19 protein-coding genes are annotated in these 22,362 nt (G+C 64.5%); 16 read left to right on the top strand and 3 right to left on the bottom strand.

Translation table 11 applies throughout. From position 1 onward, the window contains the following. The first annotated feature begins 46 nt into the window (after positions 1–46). Both ABWL39_RS10600 and ABWL39_RS10595 read left to right on the top strand, forming a co-directional pair. On the top strand, positions 47–2,353 hold the full coding sequence (locus ABWL39_RS10600; protein WP_367790269.1) for a PAS domain S-box protein: 2,307 nt from the start codon (positions 47–49) through the stop codon (positions 2,351–2,353). Beyond that, a complete protein-coding gene (locus ABWL39_RS10595; RefSeq protein ID WP_367790266.1) occupies positions 2,343–2,948 on the top strand; it encodes a response regulator transcription factor in 606 nt (201 codons plus the stop codon). Before ABWL39_RS10600 ends, ABWL39_RS10595 begins: the two co-directional genes overlap by 11 nt. Positions 2,949–3,001: 53 nt before the next feature. On the opposite strand, the gene ABWL39_RS10590 is transcribed toward ABWL39_RS10595, so the two are convergent. Further along, positions 3,002–3,436 (bottom strand): nuclear transport factor 2 family protein, encoded by a 435-nt coding sequence (locus tag ABWL39_RS10590; protein ID WP_367790263.1) that lies wholly within the window; start codon positions 3,434–3,436, stop codon positions 3,002–3,004. Positions 3,437–3,850: 414 nt separating this feature from the next. On the opposite strand from ABWL39_RS10590, the gene ABWL39_RS10585 reads away from it, so the two are divergent. Further along, a complete protein-coding gene (locus ABWL39_RS10585; protein ID WP_367790260.1) occupies positions 3,851–5,050 on the top strand; it encodes a CaiB/BaiF CoA transferase family protein in 1,200 nt (399 codons plus the stop codon). A 21-nt stretch (positions 5,051–5,071) separates the two neighbouring features. Here the strand turns inward: ABWL39_RS10585 and ABWL39_RS10580 are convergent, their stop codons facing one another. After that, positions 5,072–6,523 carry an ATP-binding protein gene (locus ABWL39_RS10580; protein ID WP_367790257.1) on the bottom strand — a complete coding sequence of 484 codons (1,452 nt, stop codon included), beginning with the start codon at positions 6,521–6,523 and terminating at the stop codon, positions 5,072–5,074. Between the two features lie 128 nt (positions 6,524–6,651). Here ABWL39_RS10580 and ABWL39_RS10575 point away from each other — a divergent pair, with 128 nt between their 5' ends. The 8 genes from ABWL39_RS10575 (at position 6,652) to ABWL39_RS10540 (ending at position 15,844) form a co-directional block, all read left to right on the top strand. Further along, positions 6,652–7,428, top strand: coding sequence for a ferredoxin--NADP reductase (locus ABWL39_RS10575; RefSeq protein ID WP_367790255.1), 777 nt, complete (start codon positions 6,652–6,654; stop codon positions 7,426–7,428). 353 nt (positions 7,429–7,781) lie between these two features. Next, positions 7,782–9,065: an acetyl-CoA C-acetyltransferase gene (locus tag ABWL39_RS10570; protein ID WP_367790252.1), complete on the top strand. Its 1,284-nt coding sequence runs from the start codon at positions 7,782–7,784 to the stop codon at positions 9,063–9,065. Positions 9,066–9,450: 385 nt separating this feature from the next. Beyond that, complete coding sequence (locus ABWL39_RS10565; RefSeq protein WP_367790249.1) at positions 9,451–9,918, top strand: MarR family winged helix-turn-helix transcriptional regulator; 468 nt, start codon at positions 9,451–9,453, stop codon at positions 9,916–9,918. Next, positions 9,908–10,348, top strand: a complete 441-nt coding sequence (locus tag ABWL39_RS10560; protein ID WP_367790246.1) for a hypothetical protein — start codon at positions 9,908–9,910, stop codon at positions 10,346–10,348. Before ABWL39_RS10565 ends, ABWL39_RS10560 begins: the two co-directional genes overlap by 11 nt. A 162-nt stretch (positions 10,349–10,510) precedes the next feature. Then, positions 10,511–10,864: a YkgJ family cysteine cluster protein gene (locus tag ABWL39_RS10555; protein ID WP_367790243.1), complete on the top strand. Its 354-nt coding sequence runs from the start codon at positions 10,511–10,513 to the stop codon at positions 10,862–10,864. A gap of 190 nt (positions 10,865–11,054) precedes the next feature. Continuing rightward, complete coding sequence (locus ABWL39_RS10550; RefSeq protein WP_367790240.1) at positions 11,055–11,654, top strand: LysE family transporter; 600 nt, start codon at positions 11,055–11,057, stop codon at positions 11,652–11,654. Positions 11,655–11,853: 199 nt separating this feature from the next. After that, entirely contained in the window at positions 11,854–12,678 is an 825-nt protein-coding gene (locus tag ABWL39_RS10545; protein WP_367790237.1) for an undecaprenyl-diphosphate phosphatase, read from the top strand. Positions 12,679–12,952: 274 nt separating this feature from the next. Continuing rightward, complete coding sequence (locus ABWL39_RS10540; protein WP_367790234.1) at positions 12,953–15,844, top strand: peroxidase family protein; 2,892 nt, start codon at positions 12,953–12,955, stop codon at positions 15,842–15,844. A gap of 52 nt (positions 15,845–15,896) precedes the next feature. Here ABWL39_RS10540 and ABWL39_RS10535 read toward each other — a convergent pair whose 3' ends face one another. After that, complete coding sequence (locus ABWL39_RS10535; protein ID WP_367790231.1) at positions 15,897–16,175, bottom strand: HU family DNA-binding protein; 279 nt, start codon at positions 16,173–16,175, stop codon at positions 15,897–15,899. Positions 16,176–16,532: 357 nt separating this feature from the next. Between ABWL39_RS10535 and ABWL39_RS10530 the strand changes: the two genes are divergently transcribed. From ABWL39_RS10530 to ABWL39_RS10510, 5 genes are all read left to right on the top strand, one after another. Then, positions 16,533–17,660 carry a methyl-accepting chemotaxis protein gene (locus ABWL39_RS10530; RefSeq protein ID WP_367790228.1) on the top strand — a complete coding sequence of 376 codons (1,128 nt, stop codon included), beginning with the start codon at positions 16,533–16,535 and terminating at the stop codon, positions 17,658–17,660. A 119-nt stretch (positions 17,661–17,779) separates the two neighbouring features. Next, positions 17,780–18,148 (top strand): response regulator, encoded by a 369-nt coding sequence (locus ABWL39_RS10525; RefSeq protein ID WP_367790226.1) that lies wholly within the window; start codon positions 17,780–17,782, stop codon positions 18,146–18,148. A gap of 26 nt (positions 18,149–18,174) precedes the next feature. Next, the gene (locus ABWL39_RS10520; RefSeq protein ID WP_367790223.1) at positions 18,175–18,495 is read left to right on the top strand and encodes a lipid asymmetry maintenance protein MlaB; all 321 of its coding nucleotides are present in this window, start codon (positions 18,175–18,177) and stop codon (positions 18,493–18,495) included. Positions 18,496–18,503: 8 nt separating this feature from the next. Then, positions 18,504–20,705, top strand: a complete 2,202-nt coding sequence (locus ABWL39_RS10515; protein ID WP_367790219.1) for a chemotaxis protein CheA — start codon at positions 18,504–18,506, stop codon at positions 20,703–20,705. A gap of 10 nt (positions 20,706–20,715) precedes the next feature. After that, positions 20,716–22,362 (top strand): methyl-accepting chemotaxis protein, encoded by a 1,647-nt coding sequence (locus ABWL39_RS10510; protein ID WP_367790216.1) that lies wholly within the window; start codon positions 20,716–20,718, stop codon positions 22,360–22,362.

Raw genomic sequence — 22,362 nt, 5'->3', positions numbered from 1 at the left:
GTACAATCGGGGTTGAATCCCGCAACCGGCTCCCCTGACTGACTCGATGAAAGCGCGCCGCCTGTCCCTGCCGCAACGCAACCGCTGGCTCTGGCTCATGCCCAGTGTCTCGGTGTTGCTGTTCGTCGCTGCGCTGCTGAGCTTCCTGTGGCTCTTGCATGCCAACGAGCAGGAAAAGCGGCGCGATGCCCTGATCGAGGATGTGCTGTGGCTGGAGCAGGCCATCCGGCTGCAGCTGCAGACCAACCAGCATACGCTGGAGAACCTCGCGCGCCAGATTGCCGCTGGCGGCATGGACGACATCAAGTTCCGCTCCAACATCCGCATTCTGGCCGCGACCAGCGCCGAGGTGACGGCCGCCGCCCAGCTTGACGTGCAGGGCAGGGTGGAGCGCCAGATGCCGATCGACGCGATGGCGCCGGCCCTGTTCAGCCAGTCCGACCTGGTCGATACCCGCCAGCGCACGCTGCGCACCGCGCTGCCCAACTATTCGCCGGTGGTGTATTCGCCCAACGGCTCGCCGGCGGTGATCCTGTTCACGCCCATCATCGACACGGGGCGGGTCGTCGGCCTGCTGACCGTGCGTTACTCGCTCAAGAGCCTGCTGCAGAACCTGGTGCCGTGGTGGATCGCCAAGCGCTACCAGATCAGCATCACCGATATCGAGGGCAGGCTGATCGCCAGCAAGGTGGATCTCAACCTCGAACGCAGCGACGATTTCCACGTCATCAATTTCGATGCCTTCGGCTACACACTGAAGCTGCGCGCGGACAACTACAAGCGGGGCAGCGGGATACTCGGCCAGGCGCTGCCGGTGACGCTGATCGGCCTGTCGCTGCTGATGCTCGCCTCGCTGTGGAGCCTTCGCCAGCACATGCGCGAGCGGCTGGCGGTCGAGCAGCGGCTGAAGCGCGAGACGGCCTGGCGCCAGGCGATGGAAGACTCGATGCGCACCGGCATGACGGCGCTCGACCGCCATGGCCGCATCACCTACGTCAACCGCGCCTTCTGCGAATTGATCGGCTACCACGAGCGCGAGCTGGTCGGTGCCGAGCCGCCCTTGCCCTACTGGCCGCCCGAGGACGCCAAGCAATGCGCCGACTCGCTCAACGCGGTGCTGCGCGGCGACGTGTCGTCCACCGGCTACACCACGCGCATGATGCACAAGAACGGCAACCGCATCGATGTGCGCGTGTATTCCTCGCCACTGATCGACGCCGATGGCCGCCATGTCGGCTGGGTCGGCTCGCTCTACGACATCACCGAGCTCAAGCGCGAGCGCGAGGCGCTCAGGGCCTCGCAGCAACGCTTCGTCACGCTGCTCAACGGGCTCGACGCGGCTGTGTCGGTCAGCCAGGTGTCGAGCGGCCAGCTGCTCATGTGTAACCAGCCCTTCCGCAACGTGTTCGGCCTGGCCGACGATGGCCCGCCGCTGTGCGCCTTGCCGATGGTGCCGTTCCCGCAGGCCGAGGCGGCCGACATCGAGGTCTACCATGCGCCGTCGCAGCGCTGGTATCACATGCATCGACGCAAGAGCGCCTGGGTCGATGGCGCCGAGGTATGGCTCGACATTGCGGCCGACATTACCGAAACCAGGCATGCGGCCGATCTCGAGCGTCAGCAGGCGGAAAAGCTGCAGCAGACCGCACGCCTGATCAGCATGGGCGAGATCGCCTCCAGCCTCGCGCACGAGCTCAACCAGCCGCTGTCGGCGATCGCCAGCTACAGCACCGGTGGCCTCAACGTGCTCGAGCACGACAAGCCGTCGATGGGCATGCTGCGCCAGGCGTTCACCAAGATCGGCGAACAGGCCAAGCGGGCAGGGCAGATCATCCGCGGCATCCGCGAATTCGTGCAGAAGCGCGAGCCGCACCGCAGCCGCTGCGATTTCGCCGAGATGCTCGATACCGTGCTCGGCCTGTTGACCGCCGAGCTGCGCAAGTCCTCGGTCAAGCTCAGCGTCGAGCGGCCGAATGCCGCGGTTGCCGTGATGGCCGACCGGGTGATGCTCGAACAGGTACTGTTCAACCTGATCAAGAACGGCATCGAGGCGATGGCCGATACCCCCGCGCGGCAGCGCCGTCTGGCCGTGCGCTACCGGCTGGACGAAGGCCGCGTCGCGGTGCGCATCGAGGACAGCGGCCCCGGCATTGGCGAGGCCGACGTGGCGCGATTGTTCATGCCGTTCTACAGTACCAAGTCCGAAGGCATGGGCATGGGGCTCAATATCTGTCGCTCCATCGTCGAAAGCCATCACGGGCATCTCTGGTTTGAAGCGGCAGCCACCGGCGGCGCCTGTTTCTGTTTTACCCTGCCGGTGATTGTGGAAAAGGAACCCGCCCATGTCGAATGAGCGCCCCATCTGTATCGTCGATGATGACCAGGACACGCGCGAGGCGCTCGCCTGGCTGTTTTCGACGCGTGCGCACGAAACCGTCGCGTTCGACTCGGGCGAGGTGTTTCTCGCCGACTTCAACCCCGACAAGTTCGGCTGCATCCTGCTCGATGTGCGCATGACGGGCATGTCCGGCCTCGAGGTGTTCGATGCGCTCAAGGCCCAGCCCTATCACCCGCCCGTGATCTTCCTGACCGGCCATGGCGACGTGCCGATGGCGGTCAACGCGCTCAAGGGCGGGGCCGCCGATTTCATCCAGAAGCCGTTCAACGACAACGACCTCGTCGACATGGCCGAGCGCTGCCTCGAGCGTGACGCCGAGCAGCGCCGGCGCTGGCACGCGAGGCAGGGCATCGAGGCGCGGCTGGCGCAGCTCACGCCGCGTGAGCGCGAGGTGATGAAGCTGATCATTGCCGGCAAGCTCAACAAGGTGATCGCCGACGACCTCGACATCAGCATGAAGACGGTGGAAGTGCACCGCGCCCGCATCCTCGAAAAGATGGGCGTGAAGACCGCCGTCGAGCTGGCGGCACTATTGGGCGGGCAGGCCTGATAGCTGGTTTCACGTGAAACCAGCCGGTCCGGCCCGTGGACTGCCTCCCGCCGCTACACCGGGTTCTGCAGGTCGCTATTCCCTTTCGCCACGGCGATATGCTTGGCCGTGTCGAGGTAGTGGCGGAAGCTCACCACCTTGCCCGCCGGGTTGAAGCACCACAGGTGCATTTCCTGGTCGCGGTAATGGCCGCCGGTGGATGGTACCGAGGCCTCGACCGTCACCTCGGCCGCCACCTTGTCCTCACCCGCCAGCAGGCTCACGACATTGAAGCTGTGAAAGGTGAAGCCGCCGACGATGCGCAGGAACTCCGCCGCACCGGCCTTGCCGCGGCGCGGCGCCATCCATGCCACGCCGGCGAGTTGCGCCTGGTTGTCGTCCCACTCTTCCCAGCTCACGTCGTCGTCCAGATAGCCGAGCATGGCCTCGATGTCGCGCCGGCCGAATGCCTCATAGATTGCCTGTACCGTCTTCACATGGTCGTTCATCTTGTCATGGTCCCCGATCAGCCGCGCCGCACAGCGCGGAAATTGCGCAATACCCGTTGATTGAACGGCTCCGCCAATACCAGGCAGGCCCTCACTACGTACCATAGCAGCTTCGCATGGGCAGGAAAGACGATGCGCGTACGATGGGCCGCACACAGCCCTGTGCATGGCCTTGACGCCAGCTCGCCCGGTATCCGTGGGATGGGGTCTGCGAGCATGTCCGCCCGCGCATCACGCCATGAATGGCTGCGTGGCCGAGGCTGGATACCAGGCCGGTGATGATGGCTGCCCAAGCATGGAGTCGCTTCACGAGCGTTCCCGCGATGTACCCCAATTTCGCCATACGCAAGGCTGGCGCCTTGAGTTGCGGTGGCGACCGGCACTAGACTCACTCATCGCATATGGAGCCCCGCCATGACCCCACCCAACAAACCCCTCACCGGCCTCAAGGTGATCGAACTCGGCACGCTGATTGCCGGCCCCTTTGCGGCCCGTATCTGTGCCGAATTCGGCGCCGAGGTGATCAAGATCGAGTCGCCCGACGGTGGCGACCCGCTGCGCAAATGGCGCAAGCTGTACGAGGGCACGTCGTTATGGTGGTTCGTGCAGGCGCGCAACAAGCAGTCGCTGACGCTGAACCTGAAGCATCCCGAGGCGGTCGAGATCGTCAAGCGGCTCGTCGTCGAGGCTGACATCGTGATCGAGAACTTCCGCCCCGGTGTGATGGAAAAGCTTGGCCTAGGCTGGGACGTGCTGTCGGCGATCAAGCCGGGCCTCGTCATGCTGCGACTGTCGGGCTTCGGCCAGACCGGCCCGTACAAGGACCAGCCCGGCTTCGGCGCCGTCGGCGAATCGATGGGCGGCCTGCGCTACGTAACGGGTTTCGAGGACCGCCCGCCGGTGCGCACCGGCATCTCGATCGGTGATTCGATCGCCGCGCTGTGGGGCGTGATCGGCGCGCTGATGGCGCTGCGGCATCGCGAGGTCAACGGCGGCCGCGGTCAGGTGGTCGATGTCGCGCTGTACGAGGCGGTGTTCGCGATGATGGAAAGCCTGGTGCCCGAGTTCGACGTGATGGGCTTCATCCGTGAGCGCAGCGGCAACATCATGCCCGGCATCACGCCGTCGTCCATCCACACCACCCGGGACGGCAAGCACATCCAGATCGGCGCCAATGGCGACGCCATCTTCAGGCGTTTCATGCTGGCCATCGGCCGCGACGACCTGGCGGCCGATCCGACGCTCGCCGACAATGCCGGCCGCGATGCGCGCCGCGCCGAGCTGTACGCGGTGATCGACGGCTGGGCCGCGGCCCACGACGAGGAACAGGTGCTGGCGGTGCTGGAGCAGGCCGAGGTGCCGGCAAGCCGCGTCTACTCGGTTGCCGACATGTTCCGCGACCCGCAATTCCTTGCGCGCGGCATGATCGAGAGCGCCACGCTGCCAGACGGCAAGCCGTTCAAGGTCCCCGGCATCGTGCCCAAGCTCAGCGACACGCCCGGCGCGACCGAATGGCTCGGTCCGGCGCTGGGCGAACATACCGAGGCGATCCTGCGCGAGCTCGGTTATGCAGACGAGGCGATTGCCGCGCTGCGTGCCGGTGGGGCGGTGTAGCCGGCACGCCGGCGGGCGCCGCTACGGCCGTGACGCCGTCTGCGGCAGCTCGATCAGGAAGCGCGTGCCGTGGCCGACCTGGCTTTCCACGTTGATATGGCCGCCGAGCACGCCGGTGACCAGATTGTGGGTGACGTACAGACCCAGGCCGGATGTCCCCTGGCCGAGCCGTGTGGTGAAGAAGGGGTCGAAGATGCGCGGCAGCAGCTCGTCAGCGATGCCGTGGCCACTGTCTTCGAGCGCCAGCCGGATGTTGCCGCCATCCGCTATGCCGGTGGTGATGCGCACGGTGCCGGCCTGCCCGGCCGGCAGGCCATGCATCAGCGCATTGTCGAGCAGGTTGCAGAGGACCTCGGTTAGCGCATCGGGGTAGCTGTCCATCACGATGGCGGGGTCGATGTCGACCTCGACCTGGTGCTTGGCCATGTCGGCGCGCGCCGACATGGCGTCGACCGCGCGCACTACCAGCGCATGCAGCGCGAACTGGCTGCGCAAGTCGGTGGTCTGGTCGACCGCCAGCTGCTTGAAGTGCTGGATCAGCGTATTGATGCGGGCCAGATTGTGGGTCAACAGCGTGCCACCCTGCGCGATGTCGGCCAGGAACTGCCTGAGGTCGCTGCGCTTGAGTACGCCTTGTACCACCGCCGCCTCGATACGCTGCGCATGCGCCACCAGCGATCCGGCGGAGAGCATGGCATTGCCGAGCGGGGTGTTCAGCTCGTGTGCCACGCCGGCAACCAGTGAGCCCAGGCTCGCGAGCTTCTCGGTACGCACCAGTTCGCGCTGGGTGTGCTGGAGCTGTACCAGCGCGGTGGTCAGCTCGGCGTTGGAGGCCTCGAGCTGGCCCGTGCGCTGTTGCACCAGGGCTTCGAGCTGCTCGCGATGGCGGCGCAACTCGCTCTCGTTCTTCTCGCGCTTGATGGCGATGCCCGCGATATGGGTCGCCACCGCGGTCAACGCCAGTTCCGCCGGGCCAGGGCTGCGTGGCTCGCGGTAGTACATGGCGAACGAGCCGAGCACCTGTTCATCCTTCAGCATGATCGGCGTCGACCAGCAGGCGCGTAGCCCGTAGGGTTTCACCAGATCGAGGTAGGGTGCCCATAGCGGGCTGCTCATGATATCGGCGACGACGACGGGCTGGCGGCGATACATCGCCGTGCCGCAGGAGCCGGCACACGGGCCGATCGCCAGGCCATCGAGCAGGGCCAGGTAGCTTGGCGGCAGGCTGGGCCCGGCGCAGCTGCGCACATGTTGCTGGTCGTCCTCGAGCAGCATCAGCGAGCACAGCATGCCATCACCCTGCGCTTCGATCAGGCGCATCAGCAGGGCCATCGTCACGCACAACGGCTCATCCCTGGTGATCATCTCAAGCACTTGCGCCTGGCCTTGGCGTAGCGCCTCGGCCTTGCGCATGGCCCCGTTACCCGGCTGGGTCGGAGGGGCAGGCTCGTTGCCGTATCGTGTAGCGTTCATGTCTTCGTTTTAGCAGATTGCCGTACCGCCCATGGCAACCCTGCTGCCATCGTGGGTGAATCGTCCGGGCCGGCCAAGTAGAATGGCGGTATCAGCGCCGCCGCCAGCGCGGCAAGCCGGATCCGACCATGAGCCAGAACGAGAAGTATACCCGCCAGACCATCATCGCCAAGCAGACCTGGGCGCCGAGCCTGTTTACCTTCCGCATCACGCGCGACCCCGGCTTCCGCTTCATCCCGGGGCAGTTCGCCCGGCTCGGCGTGAAGAAGGGCGAGCAGATCGTGTGGCGCGCCTATTCGATGACCTCGGCCGACTACGACGACTTTCTCGAGTTCTATTCGATCGTGGTGCCCGATGGCGAATTCACGCCCGAGCTGGCCAGGCTCGGCGTGGGCGACGACATCTACCTCGACCGGCAGGCCTTCGGCTATTTGACCACCGATCGCTTCGAGCTCGGCCGCGACCTGTGGATGCTGTCCACCGGCACCGGGCTGGCGCCGTTCCTGTCCATCCTGCAGGACCCGGCCGTGTGGCAGCACTACGAACGGCTGGTGCTGGTGCACGGTGCGCGCCACGAAAGCGAGCTGGCCTACGAGGCCGAGATCGCCGCCTTTGCCGAGCACCCGATGGTCGGCGAGTTCACGCACAAATTGCGCTACCTGCGTGCCGTCACCCGTGACGAGCCAAAGCCCGGCACGCTCAAGGGGCGCATCACCGAGCTGCTGACGAGCGGCGAGCTGGAGCGCGTCGCCGGGGTGGCCGTCGACAAGGCGCATTCGCACGTGATGATCTGCGGCAACCCCAATATGGTGGCCGACCTGCGCCAGCTGCTGCAGGAGCGCTACGGCCTCAACGTGCCGCGGCGTGGCCAGCCGGGCAATCTGGTGACCGAGAACGGCTTCTGACGGCGACACGACCGCCTGTCTGCGGCTGATCCGCACGACCGGGGCTGGCCGCGCCGGGTGGTGAGCCGCCCGGCTGGCTGCGCCGGCATGGCCGAAAGTGCGTCGCCCGTTCCGCTCGGCGCGCCCCGATAGCAGGGGCTGAGATACCTTGCAAAGCCAGGCTGCCAGATACCGTGCCCGCCAGTCGGCGGGCCATGAGCGCCTATCTCCGGTGCCTGCAAACAGGCCGCTGGGCCGCGGTGCCGGGCGCAAGCTAGCATCGCGTCTGCTGCTGACTTACCTTGATTTCAATCAAGCGTTTGATCGAATCGGTGCTATGATGGCTGCGTCGCCCACCCCAGCCGGAGCCCATCATGTCCGACCGTTCCCTGCGCCGCGTCGCCATCGTCGGCGGTAGCCGCATCCCGTTCTGCCGTTCCAACACGCTGTACGCCGACCTGACGAACCTCGACATGCTGTCGGCTGCGATCAACGGCCTGGCGGACAAGTTCAACCTTGCCGGGCTGGAGATCGACGAGGTCGGCGCCGGCGCGGTGATCTCGCATTCGAAGGACTGGAACCTCGCGCGCGAGGCCGTGCTCGGCACCAGGCTGTCGCCGCTGACCACCGCCTACACGCTGCAGATGGCCTGCGGCACCAGCCTGCAGGCCGCGCTGCAACTGGGCGCCAAGATCGCCATCGGCCAGATCGACTCGGCCATCGCCGCCGGCGCCGACACCACCTCCGACGCGCCCATCGTGTTCGGCCGCAAGTTCGCGCAACGGCTGATCAAGGCCTCGAACGCCAAGACCTTCGGCGAGCGGCTGGCTGCGTTCAAGGGTTTCGGCTTTGGCGAACTCAAGCCGCAATCGCCGGGCGCCGGCGAGCCGCGCACGAAGATGGCGATGGGCGACCATTGCGAACTGATGGCGAAGGAGTGGGGCATCGCCCGCGCCGATCAGGACAAGCTCGCCTACGAGAGCCACAAGAAGGCCGCCAAGGCCTATGAAGAAGGCTTCTTCGACGACCTGATCGTGCCCTGTGCCGGCGTCACCCGCGACAACCACCTGCGCCCCGACACCACGCTGGACAAGCTCGCGACGCTGAAGCCCGCCTTCGACAGGAGCTCGGGCAAGGGCACGCTGACCGCCGGCAACAGCACGCCGCTGACCGATGGCGCCTCGTCGGTGCTGCTGGCATCCGAAGAATGGGCGCGTGCGCGCGGCTTGCCCGTGCTCGCCTACCTGACTTACGGCAAGACTGCCTCGGTCGATTTCGTCGGTGGGGAAGGGCTGCTGATGGCGCCGACCGTCGCCGTTGCCCGCATGCTCAAGGACGCAAACCTGACGCTGCAGGACTTCGACTTCTACGAAATCCACGAAGCCTTCGCCGCCCAGGTGCTGTGCACGCTGCGCGCCTGGGAATCGGACAAGTACTGCCGCGAGCGCCTGGGCCTGGCCCGCGCACTCGGCAGCATCGACCCCGCCAAAATGAACGTGAAGGGCAGCTCGCTCGCCGTCGGCCACCCCTTCGCCGCCACCGGCGGCCGCGTGCTGGCTACCGCCGCCAAGCTGCTCAACGAGAAGGGCAGCGGCCGCGCGCTACTTTCGGTGTGCACGGCAGGCGGCATGGGTGTGACGGCGATTCTGGAGAAGTAGGCGAGGCGGGTGGGGGCCACCCGCACCGCCATGACTCGAAGCCGGCGCGGTGTCCCGATGAGCGGGATGCCGCGCCGGTTTGTTTTTGGGCTGCGGTTCGGGTGAGGGGGCCGGAGATTGCCCTTTGAAACGTCCTCAGCTCAACTGCGGTCGAGCGAAAAGGGCTTTTGAAGCTGGGCGACAGAATTATCGCTACCGGCCGACAGCCACTCTCCAACTTTGGCAAGTCTGCATTTGACCTCATAGCGGCCAGTCAGATGGCTTTAACTGTTCTCACTGCATTGTGTTTCATTGGTTGCGGCATTGCCGAGATGAGATAGTGATTGACAACCAGTTTCCGTTAATGGAAACTGGTTGTCGTGTTAGTTGCCGTGAGACTCATCGTATGCAAGCAAAGACTACCCAACTCATTTCAGAGACCGTCCTCGCACTTTTCCATGCGAACGGCAAGATGCTGGAGTGGGGGGATGCCTTTACCGCCCCGTTCAACCTGACCAGTGCCCGCTGGCAAATACTTGGCGCTATCGCTTGGGCCGGACAAGAACAGACAGCCCCACAAATCGCCGAGCAGATGGGCGTCTCGCGCCAAGGGGCACAGAAGCAACTCAATCTCCTTGTTGAAGATGGGTTGATTGAAAAGCGCCCGAATCCCTCGCATCAACGCTCCCCGCGTTACTATCTTACCGAGAAGGGTGATTCATTATTTCAGCGGGTGAATCTGGCGTGGGAGAAACACGCTGCCAAGATAGCTGAGGCATTCTCCGAAAATGACATAGCGACAACACAACGAACCCTGGCTCAACTTGCCAAGCTTCATTGCGTTCCGGTTCGAGGAGAACGTGATGAAACGTAATATTCACGTAGTTGCAGGCATTGCGTCCTTCCTGTTTATTGCCACATTCTGGATTTCCACACTTATTTCAGAACTGTTCCTGGACCATGGCGCTGTCACCAACGTAAAGATCGCCGTTACTTATGCGCTCGTTGTCTTCATTCCATGTATGGCGATGACAGGGGCCACAGGGTTGGCCATGGGTGGAAAAAGCACCTTCCCCTTACTCGTCACAAAGCGTCGGCGTATGCCCATCATTGGCGCAAATGGTGTGCTTATTCTGATTCCAGCAGCAGTTTTTCTGAGAATCAAGGCGCAGGCCGGTGAATTTGATACCTGGTTTTACATTGTGCAGTGCTTGGAATTGATGGCTGGCGCGACCAATCTTTTCCTCATGGGACTGAACATCCGTGATGGACGGCAAATGAGCCGGCGACATAGAAAAGGATGATTTCGTCTCCTGCGATGTGCCATCCCCGCATTTTGCCTTCACCAGATTCAGGCTGTGGCCCATCGGCCATTCCGTCTGCACGACTGACACCGATCTCGGTTGTGTTGCAATACCTCGTGCTGCTAGCTTGACGGTTGCAGCTCTCAATAAGTTGAATGCGCCATGATAGGCAATATCCAGAAAGTCCGTTTCTTTCGCACCCGCATCCCCGATTTCGAGTGTGTGCCGGGTTGCCATGACTGTTGCGGGCCGGTGACGACCTCGACGGTGGAGATGGCGCGGCTGCCGGTGAAGACCGAGGCCGAGCATGCGGCGGCGCTGGCGGCGCTGAATTGCCCGCACTTGGGCGAGTGCGGCTGCACGGTGTATGCCGAGCGGCCGCTGATCTGCCGGCTGTTCGGTACCACGCCGCGCCTGCCGTGCCCGCATGGCCGCCGCCCGGAACACTACGTCGATGCGGAGATCGAGCGCCAGGTATTTGCCTATTTCGAATCGGCTCGCCACGTGCTGGTGTGAGCCGGGCCTGTACGGGGGGCCTCCCGGTCGCCGCGCGCGCCGATCTCGGTGCACAGGGAGCCCAAGCCGGACGCGCCTCGCGCCAACCTAATCAGCCCACGCGCTGTGTCGGGCCATTTGCCGTCGATCTGCCCCTGCCGCGATCCCAAGCCGCTGATAGAATGGTTGTTTTTGCCATCTGGAGTACATTATGGGTATCGTCGACATCTGGGCCTTCATCGCCGCCTCGATCCTGCTGATCCTGTCGCCGGGGCCGGGGACGATGAATATTCTCGGCTGGTCGATGCGTTCGCGCCGTTCCGGTTTCATGGCGCTGGCCGGCACCAGCGCGGGCGATGCGACGCTGATGACGCTGGCGGCGGTCGGCGTGGCGGCGCTGCTTCGGGCCAACCCGGTGGCGTTTCAGGCAGTCAAGTATGCCGGCGCGGCTTATCTGGTATGGCTTGGCTTCAGCGCCTGGCGTGCGCGCGACGCGGTGCTGACGGTGCCGCCGACCGATGGCGATGCGTTCCGCCGCGGGCTGATCGTGACCTTGTCGAACCCCAAGGCGATCGTGTTTTTCATGGCCTTCTTTCCGCAGTTCGTGACGCGCGATGCCGGGGCGCCGGCGTTTCTGATCCTCGGCGCATCCTTCCTGGCGATGAACTGCCTGTACCAGACGGCGCTGATCTGCTTTGCCTCGCGCATCGGTGCACATCTGTCCGAGGCGCCGCGCTTCTCCAAGCTGCTCAACAAGCTGCTGGGCACGGTATTCGTCGGTTTCGGCGTGCGGCTCGCGGTCGGCAACTGAGTCGTCGGGCGCGGTAAACCGCCGCTTCGTTCAAGCGTTATCGGCAATAGCCCACCCAACGCGGGTGGGCCATTTGTTTGGCGCGGCTGTCACACAATCACGGTATCATCCGGCGATATGCCGGGAACATTTTTTGCGTGTCATGGCGCTGAGCGAATCCCGCGCTCCTGCGATTTCTTCAATCAACCCTGAATTTCCAATGGACCTCATTCTGATTCTGAAAACCCTGATCATGGGCATGGTCGAGGGTATCACCGAGTTTTTGCCGATTTCGTCGACCGGCCACCTGATCCTGACCGGCGATCTACTGAATTTCCTCGACAAGGAAAAGCGCGACGTCTTCGAGATCTTCATCCAGTTGGGCGCGATGCTGGCGGTGGTATGGGAATACCGCGCCAAGCTGTTCGGCGCGCTGGCCAATGCGCGGCGTGACCTCGGCGCGCAGCGCTTCCTGACCAACCTGATCGTTGCCTTCATCCCGGCGGCGATTCTCGGCAAGCTGTTCGGCGAGCATATCAAGGCGGTGCTGTTCAAGCCGGTGCCGGTGGCGTCGGCCTTCATCGTCGGCGGCCTGATCATCCTGTGGGCCGAGCGCCGCGAGCACACCGTGCGCGTGCACGATGTCGATCGCATGAGCTGGCAGGATGCGCTGAAGGTCGGCTTCGCGCAGTGCCTGGCGCTGATCCCGGGGACCTCGCGCTCGGGTGCGTCGATCATTGGCGGCCTGTTCCTCGGCCTGTCGCGCAAGACGGCCACCGAGTTCTCGTTCTTCCTCGGCATCCCGACGCTGGGCGCGGCCTCGCTCTACAGCCTGTACAAGCATCGCGAGGCGCTGAGCAGCTCGGACATCGGGGTGTTCGCGATCGGCTTCATCGTTGCCTTCATCTTCGCGCTGATCGCTGTGCGGGCGCTGATCCGCTTCCTGGTCCGCCACGATTTCACTGCCTTTGCCTGGTACCGCATCGCCTTTGGCGGGCTGGTGCTGCTGACCTACTACACCGGCATGGTGGACTGGTCTGCCTGAGCGGGCATGGCATCGACGCATCGACGGCCCTTCGGGGCCGTTTTTTTGTGCTGCAGGCCATGTGTGCAAGTCCACATGCAGGCATGCGATATTGGGCGGAGCTATGCGCTGGCTGGCCATTTGCCGGCCTGACATCGCCATGGGCGGATGTGACGTTGGCGGTGTAATGTGCACCCCCAATCGGGGCTTGAAGGCCGTGGTTTCTTGGCGAATGCTTAGAATCTGAGCGCCCGGCCGCTGTGCAGGCGCTGACCAACCAGCAGGAGGGCGGGCGATGACGACGCGCTGTTTGGGACTGTTGCTGTTTCTGGTGGCCACGCTGGCCGGCTGTGCAAGCAACCCGCCGCAGGACGAGGCGCCGGCCGATGCCGGCGATTGTGGCCAAATGCTCTTGGGTGGTTTCCGCCCGATCGCCGCCGAGCGCGATCAGCGCTTTCTCGGCAAGGTGCAGCCGGCGACCGCCGGTTGCCGCGGCGGGCCTCGTGCCAAGGCCTATATGGGCCTGCCCTACGTCGACTGGGCGCATTACTGGGCCACCGCCGACACGGGCAGCCTCACGCCCGGCAGCGATGGTGTCGGTGGCCACCTCGGGGCGAACGGGCGAGGCATCGACGGTGCGCTGCTCGATCTCGAATACCAGCGCATGGAGCTGATCAAGTTCAACCTGTTCGACAACAGCGGCACCTTCCGCGATTACCTGCTCGGACGTGAAGGTGTCGCCGGGCCTGCGATCAAGACCTGGCCGGAGATGCGGCTCGCCAGCGGCCATCCGTTCTACGCCGCGGTCGGCGGCGCCGGCCCGCAGCTGTGCCAGGGCGAGCTGATCCGCTTCCGCAATCTCGACGGCAGCTGCAACGATCTGCGCAACCCGGCCATGGGGGCGTCACACCAGCTGTTTGCGCGTAATGTCGAGTTCGAGACCACCTTTCCCGACCTGAGCGACAACCTGCTCGCGCGCAACCGCCATGGCGACCGCCTGGCGCTGCTGCGGCCCGACCCACAGGTGATCAGCCGCAAGCTGCTGACGCGCCAGCAGTCGCAGCCGGACAAGTGCCAGCACGGTTACGGCCTGCCCGGGGATTCGCCGGCGGCGAGCTGCGATTATCAGAAGGCGCCGTTCTTCAACGTGCTGGCGGCGTTCTGGATCCAGTTCATGACCCACGACTGGTTCTCGCATCTGGAAGACGGCCACAACGACACCGCGACGATGCCGCTGGGCTGCTCCTCGCAGCGCGTCGGCAATGTCGAGCAGCCGCTGAGCCCGGCCGATGTCGCGCGGCTGGGCTGCCGCCCGGCGGACGTGATCGACCGCGGCTACGTCGCCGACAGCGGCGCGCCGGCTGTCATCACGGTAGATGGCAAGCCGCACCTCACGCGCGCCTACAAGACCATGCGCAACAATGTCACGGCCTGGTGGGATGCCTCGCAGATCTATGGCTACGACGACACCTCGCGCCGCCGCGTGAAGCGCTCGCCGGCTGACCCGGCCAGGCTGCTGCTGGTGCATGTGGGCAAGCGCCCCGGTGAGGGCGAGGCGAAGGGCTATCTGCCGGTGTTCGAGGCGGGTGACCCGATCGCGCCGCAGTGGTCGGGCCAGGAGGCGACGGCCTTCCCCGACAACTGGTCGATTGGCACGAGCTTCTACACCAATCTGTTCGCGCGTGAACACAATGCCTTTGTCGATGCCTTCCGCCAGCTGGCCGCGGCGAAGCCGGACGAGGACTCGGGTCTGCGTCGGCCGAGCGAGCCGGACCGCGTGATCACCAACCGCGATGTGAGCGCGGGCGAGCTGTTCGAGGCGGCACGGCTGGTGGTGTCGGCCGAGATCGCCAAGATCCATACCACCGAGTGGACGCCGCAGCTGCTCTACGACGAGCCGCTCTACCTGGGCATGAACTCGAACTGGAAGGGCCTGTTCGACGGCAAGGAGCTGGTGGAGCGCGCGCTGGCCAAGATCGTGACGGACAACTTCGGCAAGTCGAAGGAGGCCAAGGAAGCCACGCAATGGTACTCGGCCTTTGCCTCGGGGCCGGGCATCTTCGGCCTGGGCAGCCATGTCTACGCCGACGACAGGGTATTCGCCGCATACGACCCGGCCAAGGACGACCTGTGGCGCATCTCCAATCCCGACCATGTGAACGGCGGCATCAACCACTTCGGCTCACCGTTCAACTTCCCCGAGGAATTCGTGTCGGTGTACCGGCTGCACGCCCTGGTGCCGGACCTGATCGAATACCGCGAGTGGAACCAGGACCCGAACCAGATCCGCAACAAGGTGGCCGTGGTGCAGACCTTCCGTGGCCGCGCCACCGCCGCCATGCGCGATCACGGGCTGGCCAGCTGGGCACTGTCGATGGGGCGCCAGCGGCTGGGCCTGCTGACGCTGCAGAACACGCCGCAATTCCTGCAGAATCTCGACATCACGCGCCAGCCCGCGCCGATCCGGCAGGCCGATATCGCCGCGCTCGACATCCTGCGCGACCGCGAGCGCGGTGTGCCGCGCTTCAACGAGTTCCGCCGCCAGTACGGGCTGAAGACACTGACGGGCTTCGACGATTTCGTCGATCACACACTGCCGGCCGATTCGCCGCAGCGGCACGAGCAGGAGCGCATCATCGGCGTGATGCGCGAGGTCTACGGCCAGCATCGCTGCGATGCCACCAAGGTGATCACCAGCTCACAGCGCAACGACGACGGCTCGCCGATCAACGACTGCCTGGGCCACCCGGATGGCAGCCTGGTCGACAACATCGAGGATGTCGATACCGTGGTCGGCTGGCTGGCGGAATTCACGCGGCCACATGGCTTCGCGATCTCTGAGACGCAGTTCCAGGTGTTCATCCTCAACGCCTCGCGGCGGCTGTTCAGCGACCGTTTCTTTACCTCCAGCTTCCGCCCGGAGTTCTACACCAGGCTTGGGGTGGACTGGGTCAACAACAACGGCCCGGATGGGCGGAAGATGGAGCCCGAGGCCGACAACGGCCACGCGGTCGAGGTGTCGCCGCTGAAGCGCGTGCTGCTGCGTGCGATGCCCGAGTTGGCGCCCGAGCTACAGTCGGTGCGCAATGTGTTCGACCCGTGGGCGCGCGCCCGTGGTCACTATTACTCGATTGCCTGGAAGCCGAGGCCGGGTGCGGAGAGCGATCCGGCCTTCGCCGCCCCGTGAAAACAAACAGCCCCGCGTTTGCGGGGCTGTCTGGGTGGTGCCGGGTGAACGATCAGACGTTCACGGCATCCTTGAGTGCCTTGGCGGCGCTGAAGGACGGAGCCTTGCGCGCGGCGATCTCGATCGCTTCGCCAGTCTTCGGGTTGCGGCCGGTCTTGGCAGCCTTGGCCTTCACCGCGAACTTGCCGACGCCTGGCAGTACGAATTCGTCGCCCTTGGCCAGCACGTCGCGAATGGCGTCGCCCAGCGCGTCAACAAAAGCTTCGGCAACGGTTTTTGGCTGTTGAGTACGTTCGGCGACCAGGTCGATCAGTTCTTTCTTGGTTCTCATGGAATCCTCGTTTGGTATTGTCGGAGCAGGGCCGGGACATGGCCTGACTGCGTATCGAACCACTGTTTGGCCGGAATTGCAAAGGTTCTGTGAGCCGCCAAGCCCCGGCTGATGGGGTTTTGCGGGAAGAAGATGCGAATCCCGCAATGCGGGAATAGTAGAAAAGACTGATGTATCAAATAGATATTGCCGTGCCCGGCAGCGATTGTCAACGTGATATGCCAATCGCGTGATACGCAAGAATTTTGCGCGCGGTGCAGGTTTTTTTCACGATGCTGCGCGGGGCCGCCCCTGGCCGGCTTGCTTTAGTCTGCGCGATCAACTAGCACGATACAGAGACCATTGCGATTGCCGAACATGTCCTTACCGAGAAATCTATTGCTGGCGGGTGTGCTCGCCTTGGTCAACCTAGTGCTGATGAGCGTGCTTGCCGCCAGCTGGTGGCAGGGGCTGATTACCGGTCTGCTGATCGGCGCTGCCTGGCTGTGGCTGTCGAAGCCGCCCACTGTCGCCCAAGGGATGCCGCCCGTGGGCGATGCAGCCCAGGCCGGCCCGGAGCCGGCAGCCGATACCCTGTCGCCGCTGCTGGCCAGCATCCTGCCGCTGTGGCGCCGCCACATCGACTTGGGCCGGAACCAGACGCGGGAGGCGGTCGATACCCTGGCCATGCGCTTCACCGGCATCAACGAGCGGCTCGGCGCGGCGGTATCGCTGGCCTCTGCCAGTAGCGGCGGCGAGGTGCTGCACGCCATTTCGCAATCCGAGCAGGAGCTCGGCGGCATCGTGCAGGCGCTCGAACAGGCGCTGGGGGCACGCAGCCAGCTGCTCAAGGAGATCAGTGAGCTGGGGCAATTCAACGAAGAGCTCAAGCGGATGGCCTCCGAGGTCGGCGCCATCGCCACGCAGACCAATCTGCTGGCGCTCAATGCCGCCATCGAGGCGGCGCGGGCGGGCGAGGCGGGACGGGGGTTTGCCGTGGTGGCCGATGAGGTGCGCAAGCTGTCCACCATGTCGGGCGAGACGGGCAAGCGCATCAGCGAGAAGGTGGATGCGGTGAACCAGGCCATCGGCTCTGCGTCGGCGGTGGCCGACCGGCTGGCGCAGGACGACGCCGCGCTGATCGGCAACTCCAACACGGTGATCCGTGCCGTGATCTCGGGTTTCCAGCAAACCGCGGTCAGGCTGAACCAGACCGTGCAGCAGCTCGAGGGCGAAAGCAAGGCGGTGGAACGCGAGGTGCAGGATGTGCTGGTGAACCTGCAGTTCCAGGACCGGGTGAGCCAGATTCTCGACCATGTGCAGCGCGATATCGACAAGCTGCGCGATGCCATCGACACGGCCGGGCGCCAGGGGCTGATACCGGCACTCGACCGCGAGCGCTGGCTGGCCGATCTGGAAAAAACCTATACCACGCTGGAACAGCGCGAGGCGCATGCGGGCAGCGCGACGGCCGGCGTGGCGACGTCATCGGTCGAGTTTTTCTGAGGTCGCGGCGCCGATTTCATGGTCATGAAATAGCCCGGACGACCTGCGCGTCTCATCTTGTCTAGCTGCCGTTCGCTCACCTATAACGCTAGGTATGCCAACCACCGAGGTATCGAGTAATGAGCAAGACCATCCTGATCGTGGATGACTCCTTCAGCCTGCGGCAGACCGTGGCGATTGCCCTGAAAAGTACCGGCTACGAGGTCGTGGAGGCGGTGGACGGCAAGGACGCGCTGACCAAGCTCGACGGGCGCAAGTTCAACCTGATCATTTCCGACGTCAACATGCCGAACATGGACGGCATCACCTTCGTCAAGGCGGCCAAGCAGCTGCCCAACTACAAGTTCACGCCCATCATCATGCTTACCACCGAGGCCGACGAGACCAAGAAGGCCGAAGGCAAGGCGGCCGGCGTGCGTGCCTGGGTGATCAAGCCATTCCAGCCGCCTATCCTGCTGGATGCCGTAGCCAAGCTGATTCTCCCTTAACCCACCGCACCCGCTGAGGGCCAATCATGGCGCTGGTCATCGAGCAACAAGGCGAGCGTATCCTGGCTCGCATCGAAGGTGAATTCAACATCTTTCGTGCCGCGGAGCTCAAGCCGGCCCTGCTGGAGTGCCTGGCGAGCGGCCACGACATCGAGATCGACCTGTCGCACGTGGACGAGATCGATACCTCGGGTGTGCAGCTCATGCTCATGCTCAAGCGCGAGGCGGCGCGCACCGCCAGGCAGCTGAGCTTCGTGCGTCATAGTGCCGCGGCGCTGAGCGTGATCGACCTGCTCAACCTGGCCGGGGTGTTGGGCGACCCGGTGTTGATCACCCATCTCAACTAGGGGCCGCCATGGAGCTCGATGCCGCACGCAGTGCGCTGGTGCAGGAGGCGAGGGAGCTGTTGGCCGCGATGGAGGCGGCGCTGCTCGATATCGAACAGGGTGGCGCGACGCCCGAGGCGATCAACGCCATCTTCCGCGCGGCCCACACCATCAAGGGCTCGGCCGGGCTGTTCGCGCTCGACGGCGTGGTGGCCTTCACCCATATCGTCGAGAGCCTGCTCGACCGCGTGCGCAACGGCAAGCTCGCCATCGACGAGGCCATGCTGTCGCTGTTGCTACGCTGCGGCGACTACATCTCGGCGCTCATCGATATGATAGAGGACGGCCGTGAACGCGACGACCCCGATCCAGCGGCGCGCATCGACCTCGAAGCGGGGCTCAACGGCTATCTCGGCGTGAAGGATGCCGTCCACCTGCCCGCCACCACCAGCCCGCAGGCGGAGCCGAGCGAGGCGGCAGTCGAGATCGAGGGCGGCGGCCATGTCGATGCCGACACCTGGCACCTGTCGCTGCGTTTCGGCATCGACGTGCTCAGGAACGGTATGGACCCGCTGTCCTTCATCCGCTACCTCGCCACGCTGGGCCGCATCACCTACCTGCACACGCTGGTCGACAACCTGCCCGACGCCGAGCAGCTGGACCCGGAAAGCTGCTACCTCGGCTTCGAGATCGATTTTGCGTCGGATGCCGACCGCCAGACCATCGACGGGGTTTTCGAGTTCGTGCGCGATGAAAGCCAGATCCACATCATTCCGCCGCACAGCAAGATCGCCGAATACATCAAGCTGATCGAAACCCTGCCCGAGCCACCCAAGCGGCTGGGCGAGATACTGGTCAAGGGCGGCGCGCTGACCGAGCACGAGCTTGAAGCCATTCTCGACAAGCAACAGGCGCAGCCGATCCCGCCCAAGCCGATCGGCACCATGCTGGTCGAAGAGAAGCTGGTGCCCGGCACGGTGGTCGCCGCCGCGCTCTCCAAGCAGAAGCAGGGCGAGGAGAAGCGCACGCAGGAGCAGCGTTTCATCAAGGTCGAGGTGAACAAGCTCGACCAGCTGATCAACCTCGTCGGCGAGCTGGTGATCGCTGGCGCCGGCGCCAACCTGGTGGCCAAGAAGAAACAGGACAATCAGTTCGACGAGGCCACGCAGACGCTGTCTGCGTTGGTCGAGCAGATCCGCGATGCCGCGCTGACGCTGCGCATGGTGCCCATCGGCGAGGTGTTCCAGCGTTTTCCGCGCGTGGTGCGCGACATCTCCAAGGATCTCGGCAAGAACATCGAGCTGGTCATCACCGGCGCCGAGACCGAGCTCGACAAATCGATGGTCGAGAAACTCGCCGACCCGCTGATGCATATCGTGCGCAACGCCATGGACCACGGCATCGAACCCACCGAGGTGCGCCTGGAGCGCGGCAAGCCGCTCACCGGCACGCTGCGCCTCAATGCCTATCATGAGTCGGGCAGCATCGTCATCGAGGTGTCAGACGACGGCAAGGGTCTCGACCACGAGCGCATACTCGCCAAGGCGATCGAGCGTGGCCTGGTCAGCGCCGACCAGGTGCTGAGCGAAAGCGAGATCTTCAACCTCGTCTTCGAGCCCGGCTTTTCCACCGCCGAGGCCGTCACCAACCTGTCCGGGCGCGGCGTCGGCATGGACGTGGTGAGAAAGAACATCGAATCGCTGCGCGGCGAGGTCGATATCCTCAGCGTGTTCGGCCAGGGCACCACGGTGCGCATCCGCCTGCCGCTCACGCTGGCGATCATCGACGGCTTCCAGGTCATGGTGAACGATGCCGTGTTCGTCATCCCGCTCGACATGGTGATCGAATGCGCCGACCACAGTTCGGCCGGCAATGCCCACCATATCGTCAATCTGCGCGGCGAGCCGCTGTCCTACCTGCGCCTGCGCGAGCTGTTCGAGCTGCCGGGCGAGGCGCCACGGCGCGAAAGCCTGGTCGTGGTGCAGTACGGGCAGACCCGCGCCGGCCTGGTGGTGGACCGCCTGCTCGGTGAATTCCAGGCGGTGATCAAGCCGCTGGGCAGCCTGTTCACCCGGGTCAAGGGCATCGGCGGCTCGACCATTCTCGGCGACGGGCGGGTGGCGCTGATTCTCGATGTACCGCACTTGGTGACGAGTGCCAGTCGTAGCGAGGGGGCGGCTAGGGACGCGTCGCTGTCGCAGCAGTCCAGTCCACAACAAAATATTGGTTAAGGAGACGGCAATGGGATGGTTCATGAGGTTGAAGCTGGGGTCCAAGCTGCTGGTGGCATTCGTGTTGTCGTCCATGTTGACCTTGATCATCGGCGCGTGGGGTGTGATCAACATCCAGCGGGTCGGCGAGGGTGGCGAGAGCATCTATGTCACCAACCTGCTGGCCATCAGCAATCTGGGACGAGCCAATGTGAATATGGTCGCTTCGGCACGCACGGTGGTGCGCATGATGAGTCAGGCGGCCGACCCCGAGGGCCTGAATGCCTCCGTGTCCAGATACGAAGGGTATAACGAGAAGACCAACAAATTCTGGGACCTGTACCTGAAAACCGAGCCCTCCGCCAATGAGGTGCGGTGGCGCGAGGAGTTCAAGGTGATGCAAGCCGATTATCTCAAGATGAGCGACAACGCCATCAAATTGATCAGGGGCGGGCAGGAGCAGGAGGCGACCAAGCTGATCAACGGCGACTTGCGTATCCTGATCGGCAAGATCGACAAGGTGTTTGACGAGATTGCCACCGACAACGAGAAGCAGGCCGAAGACGCCAACCAGCAAAACAGCAAGATGGTATCGAGCGTACGGCTGTTGACCATTGTGGCGGTATTGATCGCTTTTGGGCTATCGATCGCCCTGGGTATCCTGCTGGCAAGAATTGTCACGCGCCAGGTTGGCGGTGAGCCCGAATATGCTGTCGATCTGCTGCAGCGCATTGCCGAGGGCGACCTGACGGTCGATGTGCCGGTGCGCCAGGGTGACAGCAGCAGCATGCTGTTCAGCCTGCGCCAAGTGGTGACCAAGCTGACCGACATCATCTCCGACGTGCGCACCTCGGCCGATTCGCTGGCCTCGGCCTCGGAGGAGGTGTCGGCCTCGGCTCAGGCGCTCAGCCAGAATGCCTCGGAGCAGGCGGCCAACGTCGAGGAAACCAGCGCCTCGGTCGAGGAGATTTCCGCCACTGTGGCGCAGAACGCCGAGAACGCCCGCGTCACCGACGGCATGGCGAGCAAATCGTCGACCGATGCGGCCGAAGGTGGCGACGCGGTGAAACAGACGGTGGTGGCCATGCGCCAGATCGCCGACAAGATCGGCATCATCGACGACATCGCCTACCAGACCAACCTGCTGGCGCTCAACGCGGCGATCGAAGCCGCGCGTGCCGGCGAGCACGGCAAGGGCTTCGCCGTGGTGGCGGCCGAGGTGCGCAAGCTGGCCGAGCGCTCGCAGGTCGCTGCGCAGGAAATCGGCTCGGTGGCCGGCAACAGCGTGACGCTGGCCGAGCGCGCCGGCGGCCTGCTCGACCAGATGGTGCCGTCGATCCGCAAGACGGCCGACCTGGTGCAGGAAATCACTGCCGCCTCGCGCGAGCAGACCAACGGGCTGGAGCAGATCAATACCGCGGTGACCCAGCTGGCGCAGACCACGCAGATGAACGCCTCGGCCTCGGAAGAGCTGTCGTCGACATCGGAGGAAATGAGCGCGCAGGCCATCCAGCTGCAGGAGCTGATCACCTTCTTCAAGGTGGATGGCCAGGGGCGCAAGGTCGTCGGCCAGCGCCCGGCCCAGCGCAAGGCCGCAGCCGCCCAGCCGCGCGCGCGCGCGGCACAGGCGAGCCGGGGTGACGAGACGGTCGACGAAACCTCGTTCACCCGTTTCTGA

This window comes from Chitinivorax sp. PXF-14, from assembly GCF_040812015.1.
In the GTDB taxonomy this organism is placed as follows: domain Bacteria; phylum Pseudomonadota; class Gammaproteobacteria; order Burkholderiales; family SCOH01; genus JBFNXJ01.
The sequence above is the reverse complement of the archived record's forward strand: the minus strand, read 5'-3'. Positions and strand labels throughout refer to the sequence as shown.

Excerpts from the sequence above, each read along its gene's own strand:
- ABWL39_RS10600 (WP_367790269.1), top strand. The coding sequence starts at position 47 with ATGAAAGCGCGCCGCCTGTCCCTGCCGCAACGCAACCGCTGGCTCTGG.
- ABWL39_RS10595 (WP_367790266.1), top strand. The coding sequence starts at position 2,343 with ATGTCGAATGAGCGCCCCATCTGTATCGTCGATGATGACCAGGACACG.
- ABWL39_RS10590 (WP_367790263.1), bottom strand. The coding sequence starts at position 3,436 with ATGAACGACCATGTGAAGACGGTACAGGCAATCTATGAGGCATTCGGC.
- ABWL39_RS10585 (WP_367790260.1), top strand. The coding sequence starts at position 3,851 with ATGACCCCACCCAACAAACCCCTCACCGGCCTCAAGGTGATCGAACTC.
- ABWL39_RS10580 (WP_367790257.1), bottom strand. The coding sequence starts at position 6,523 with ATGAACGCTACACGATACGGCAACGAGCCTGCCCCTCCGACCCAGCCG.
- ABWL39_RS10575 (WP_367790255.1), top strand. The coding sequence starts at position 6,652 with ATGAGCCAGAACGAGAAGTATACCCGCCAGACCATCATCGCCAAGCAG.
- ABWL39_RS10570 (WP_367790252.1), top strand. The coding sequence starts at position 7,782 with ATGTCCGACCGTTCCCTGCGCCGCGTCGCCATCGTCGGCGGTAGCCGC.
- ABWL39_RS10565 (WP_367790249.1), top strand. The coding sequence starts at position 9,451 with ATGCAAGCAAAGACTACCCAACTCATTTCAGAGACCGTCCTCGCACTT.
- ABWL39_RS10560 (WP_367790246.1), top strand. The coding sequence starts at position 9,908 with ATGAAACGTAATATTCACGTAGTTGCAGGCATTGCGTCCTTCCTGTTT.
- ABWL39_RS10555 (WP_367790243.1), top strand. The coding sequence starts at position 10,511 with ATGATAGGCAATATCCAGAAAGTCCGTTTCTTTCGCACCCGCATCCCC.
- ABWL39_RS10550 (WP_367790240.1), top strand. The coding sequence starts at position 11,055 with ATGGGTATCGTCGACATCTGGGCCTTCATCGCCGCCTCGATCCTGCTG.
- ABWL39_RS10545 (WP_367790237.1), top strand. The coding sequence starts at position 11,854 with ATGGACCTCATTCTGATTCTGAAAACCCTGATCATGGGCATGGTCGAG.
- ABWL39_RS10540 (WP_367790234.1), top strand. The coding sequence starts at position 12,953 with ATGACGACGCGCTGTTTGGGACTGTTGCTGTTTCTGGTGGCCACGCTG.
- ABWL39_RS10535 (WP_367790231.1), bottom strand. The coding sequence starts at position 16,175 with ATGAGAACCAAGAAAGAACTGATCGACCTGGTCGCCGAACGTACTCAA.
- ABWL39_RS10530 (WP_367790228.1), top strand. The coding sequence starts at position 16,533 with ATGTCCTTACCGAGAAATCTATTGCTGGCGGGTGTGCTCGCCTTGGTC.
- ABWL39_RS10525 (WP_367790226.1), top strand. The coding sequence starts at position 17,780 with ATGAGCAAGACCATCCTGATCGTGGATGACTCCTTCAGCCTGCGGCAG.
- ABWL39_RS10520 (WP_367790223.1), top strand. The coding sequence starts at position 18,175 with ATGGCGCTGGTCATCGAGCAACAAGGCGAGCGTATCCTGGCTCGCATC.
- ABWL39_RS10515 (WP_367790219.1), top strand. The coding sequence starts at position 18,504 with ATGGAGCTCGATGCCGCACGCAGTGCGCTGGTGCAGGAGGCGAGGGAG.
- ABWL39_RS10510 (WP_367790216.1), top strand. The coding sequence starts at position 20,716 with ATGGGATGGTTCATGAGGTTGAAGCTGGGGTCCAAGCTGCTGGTGGCA.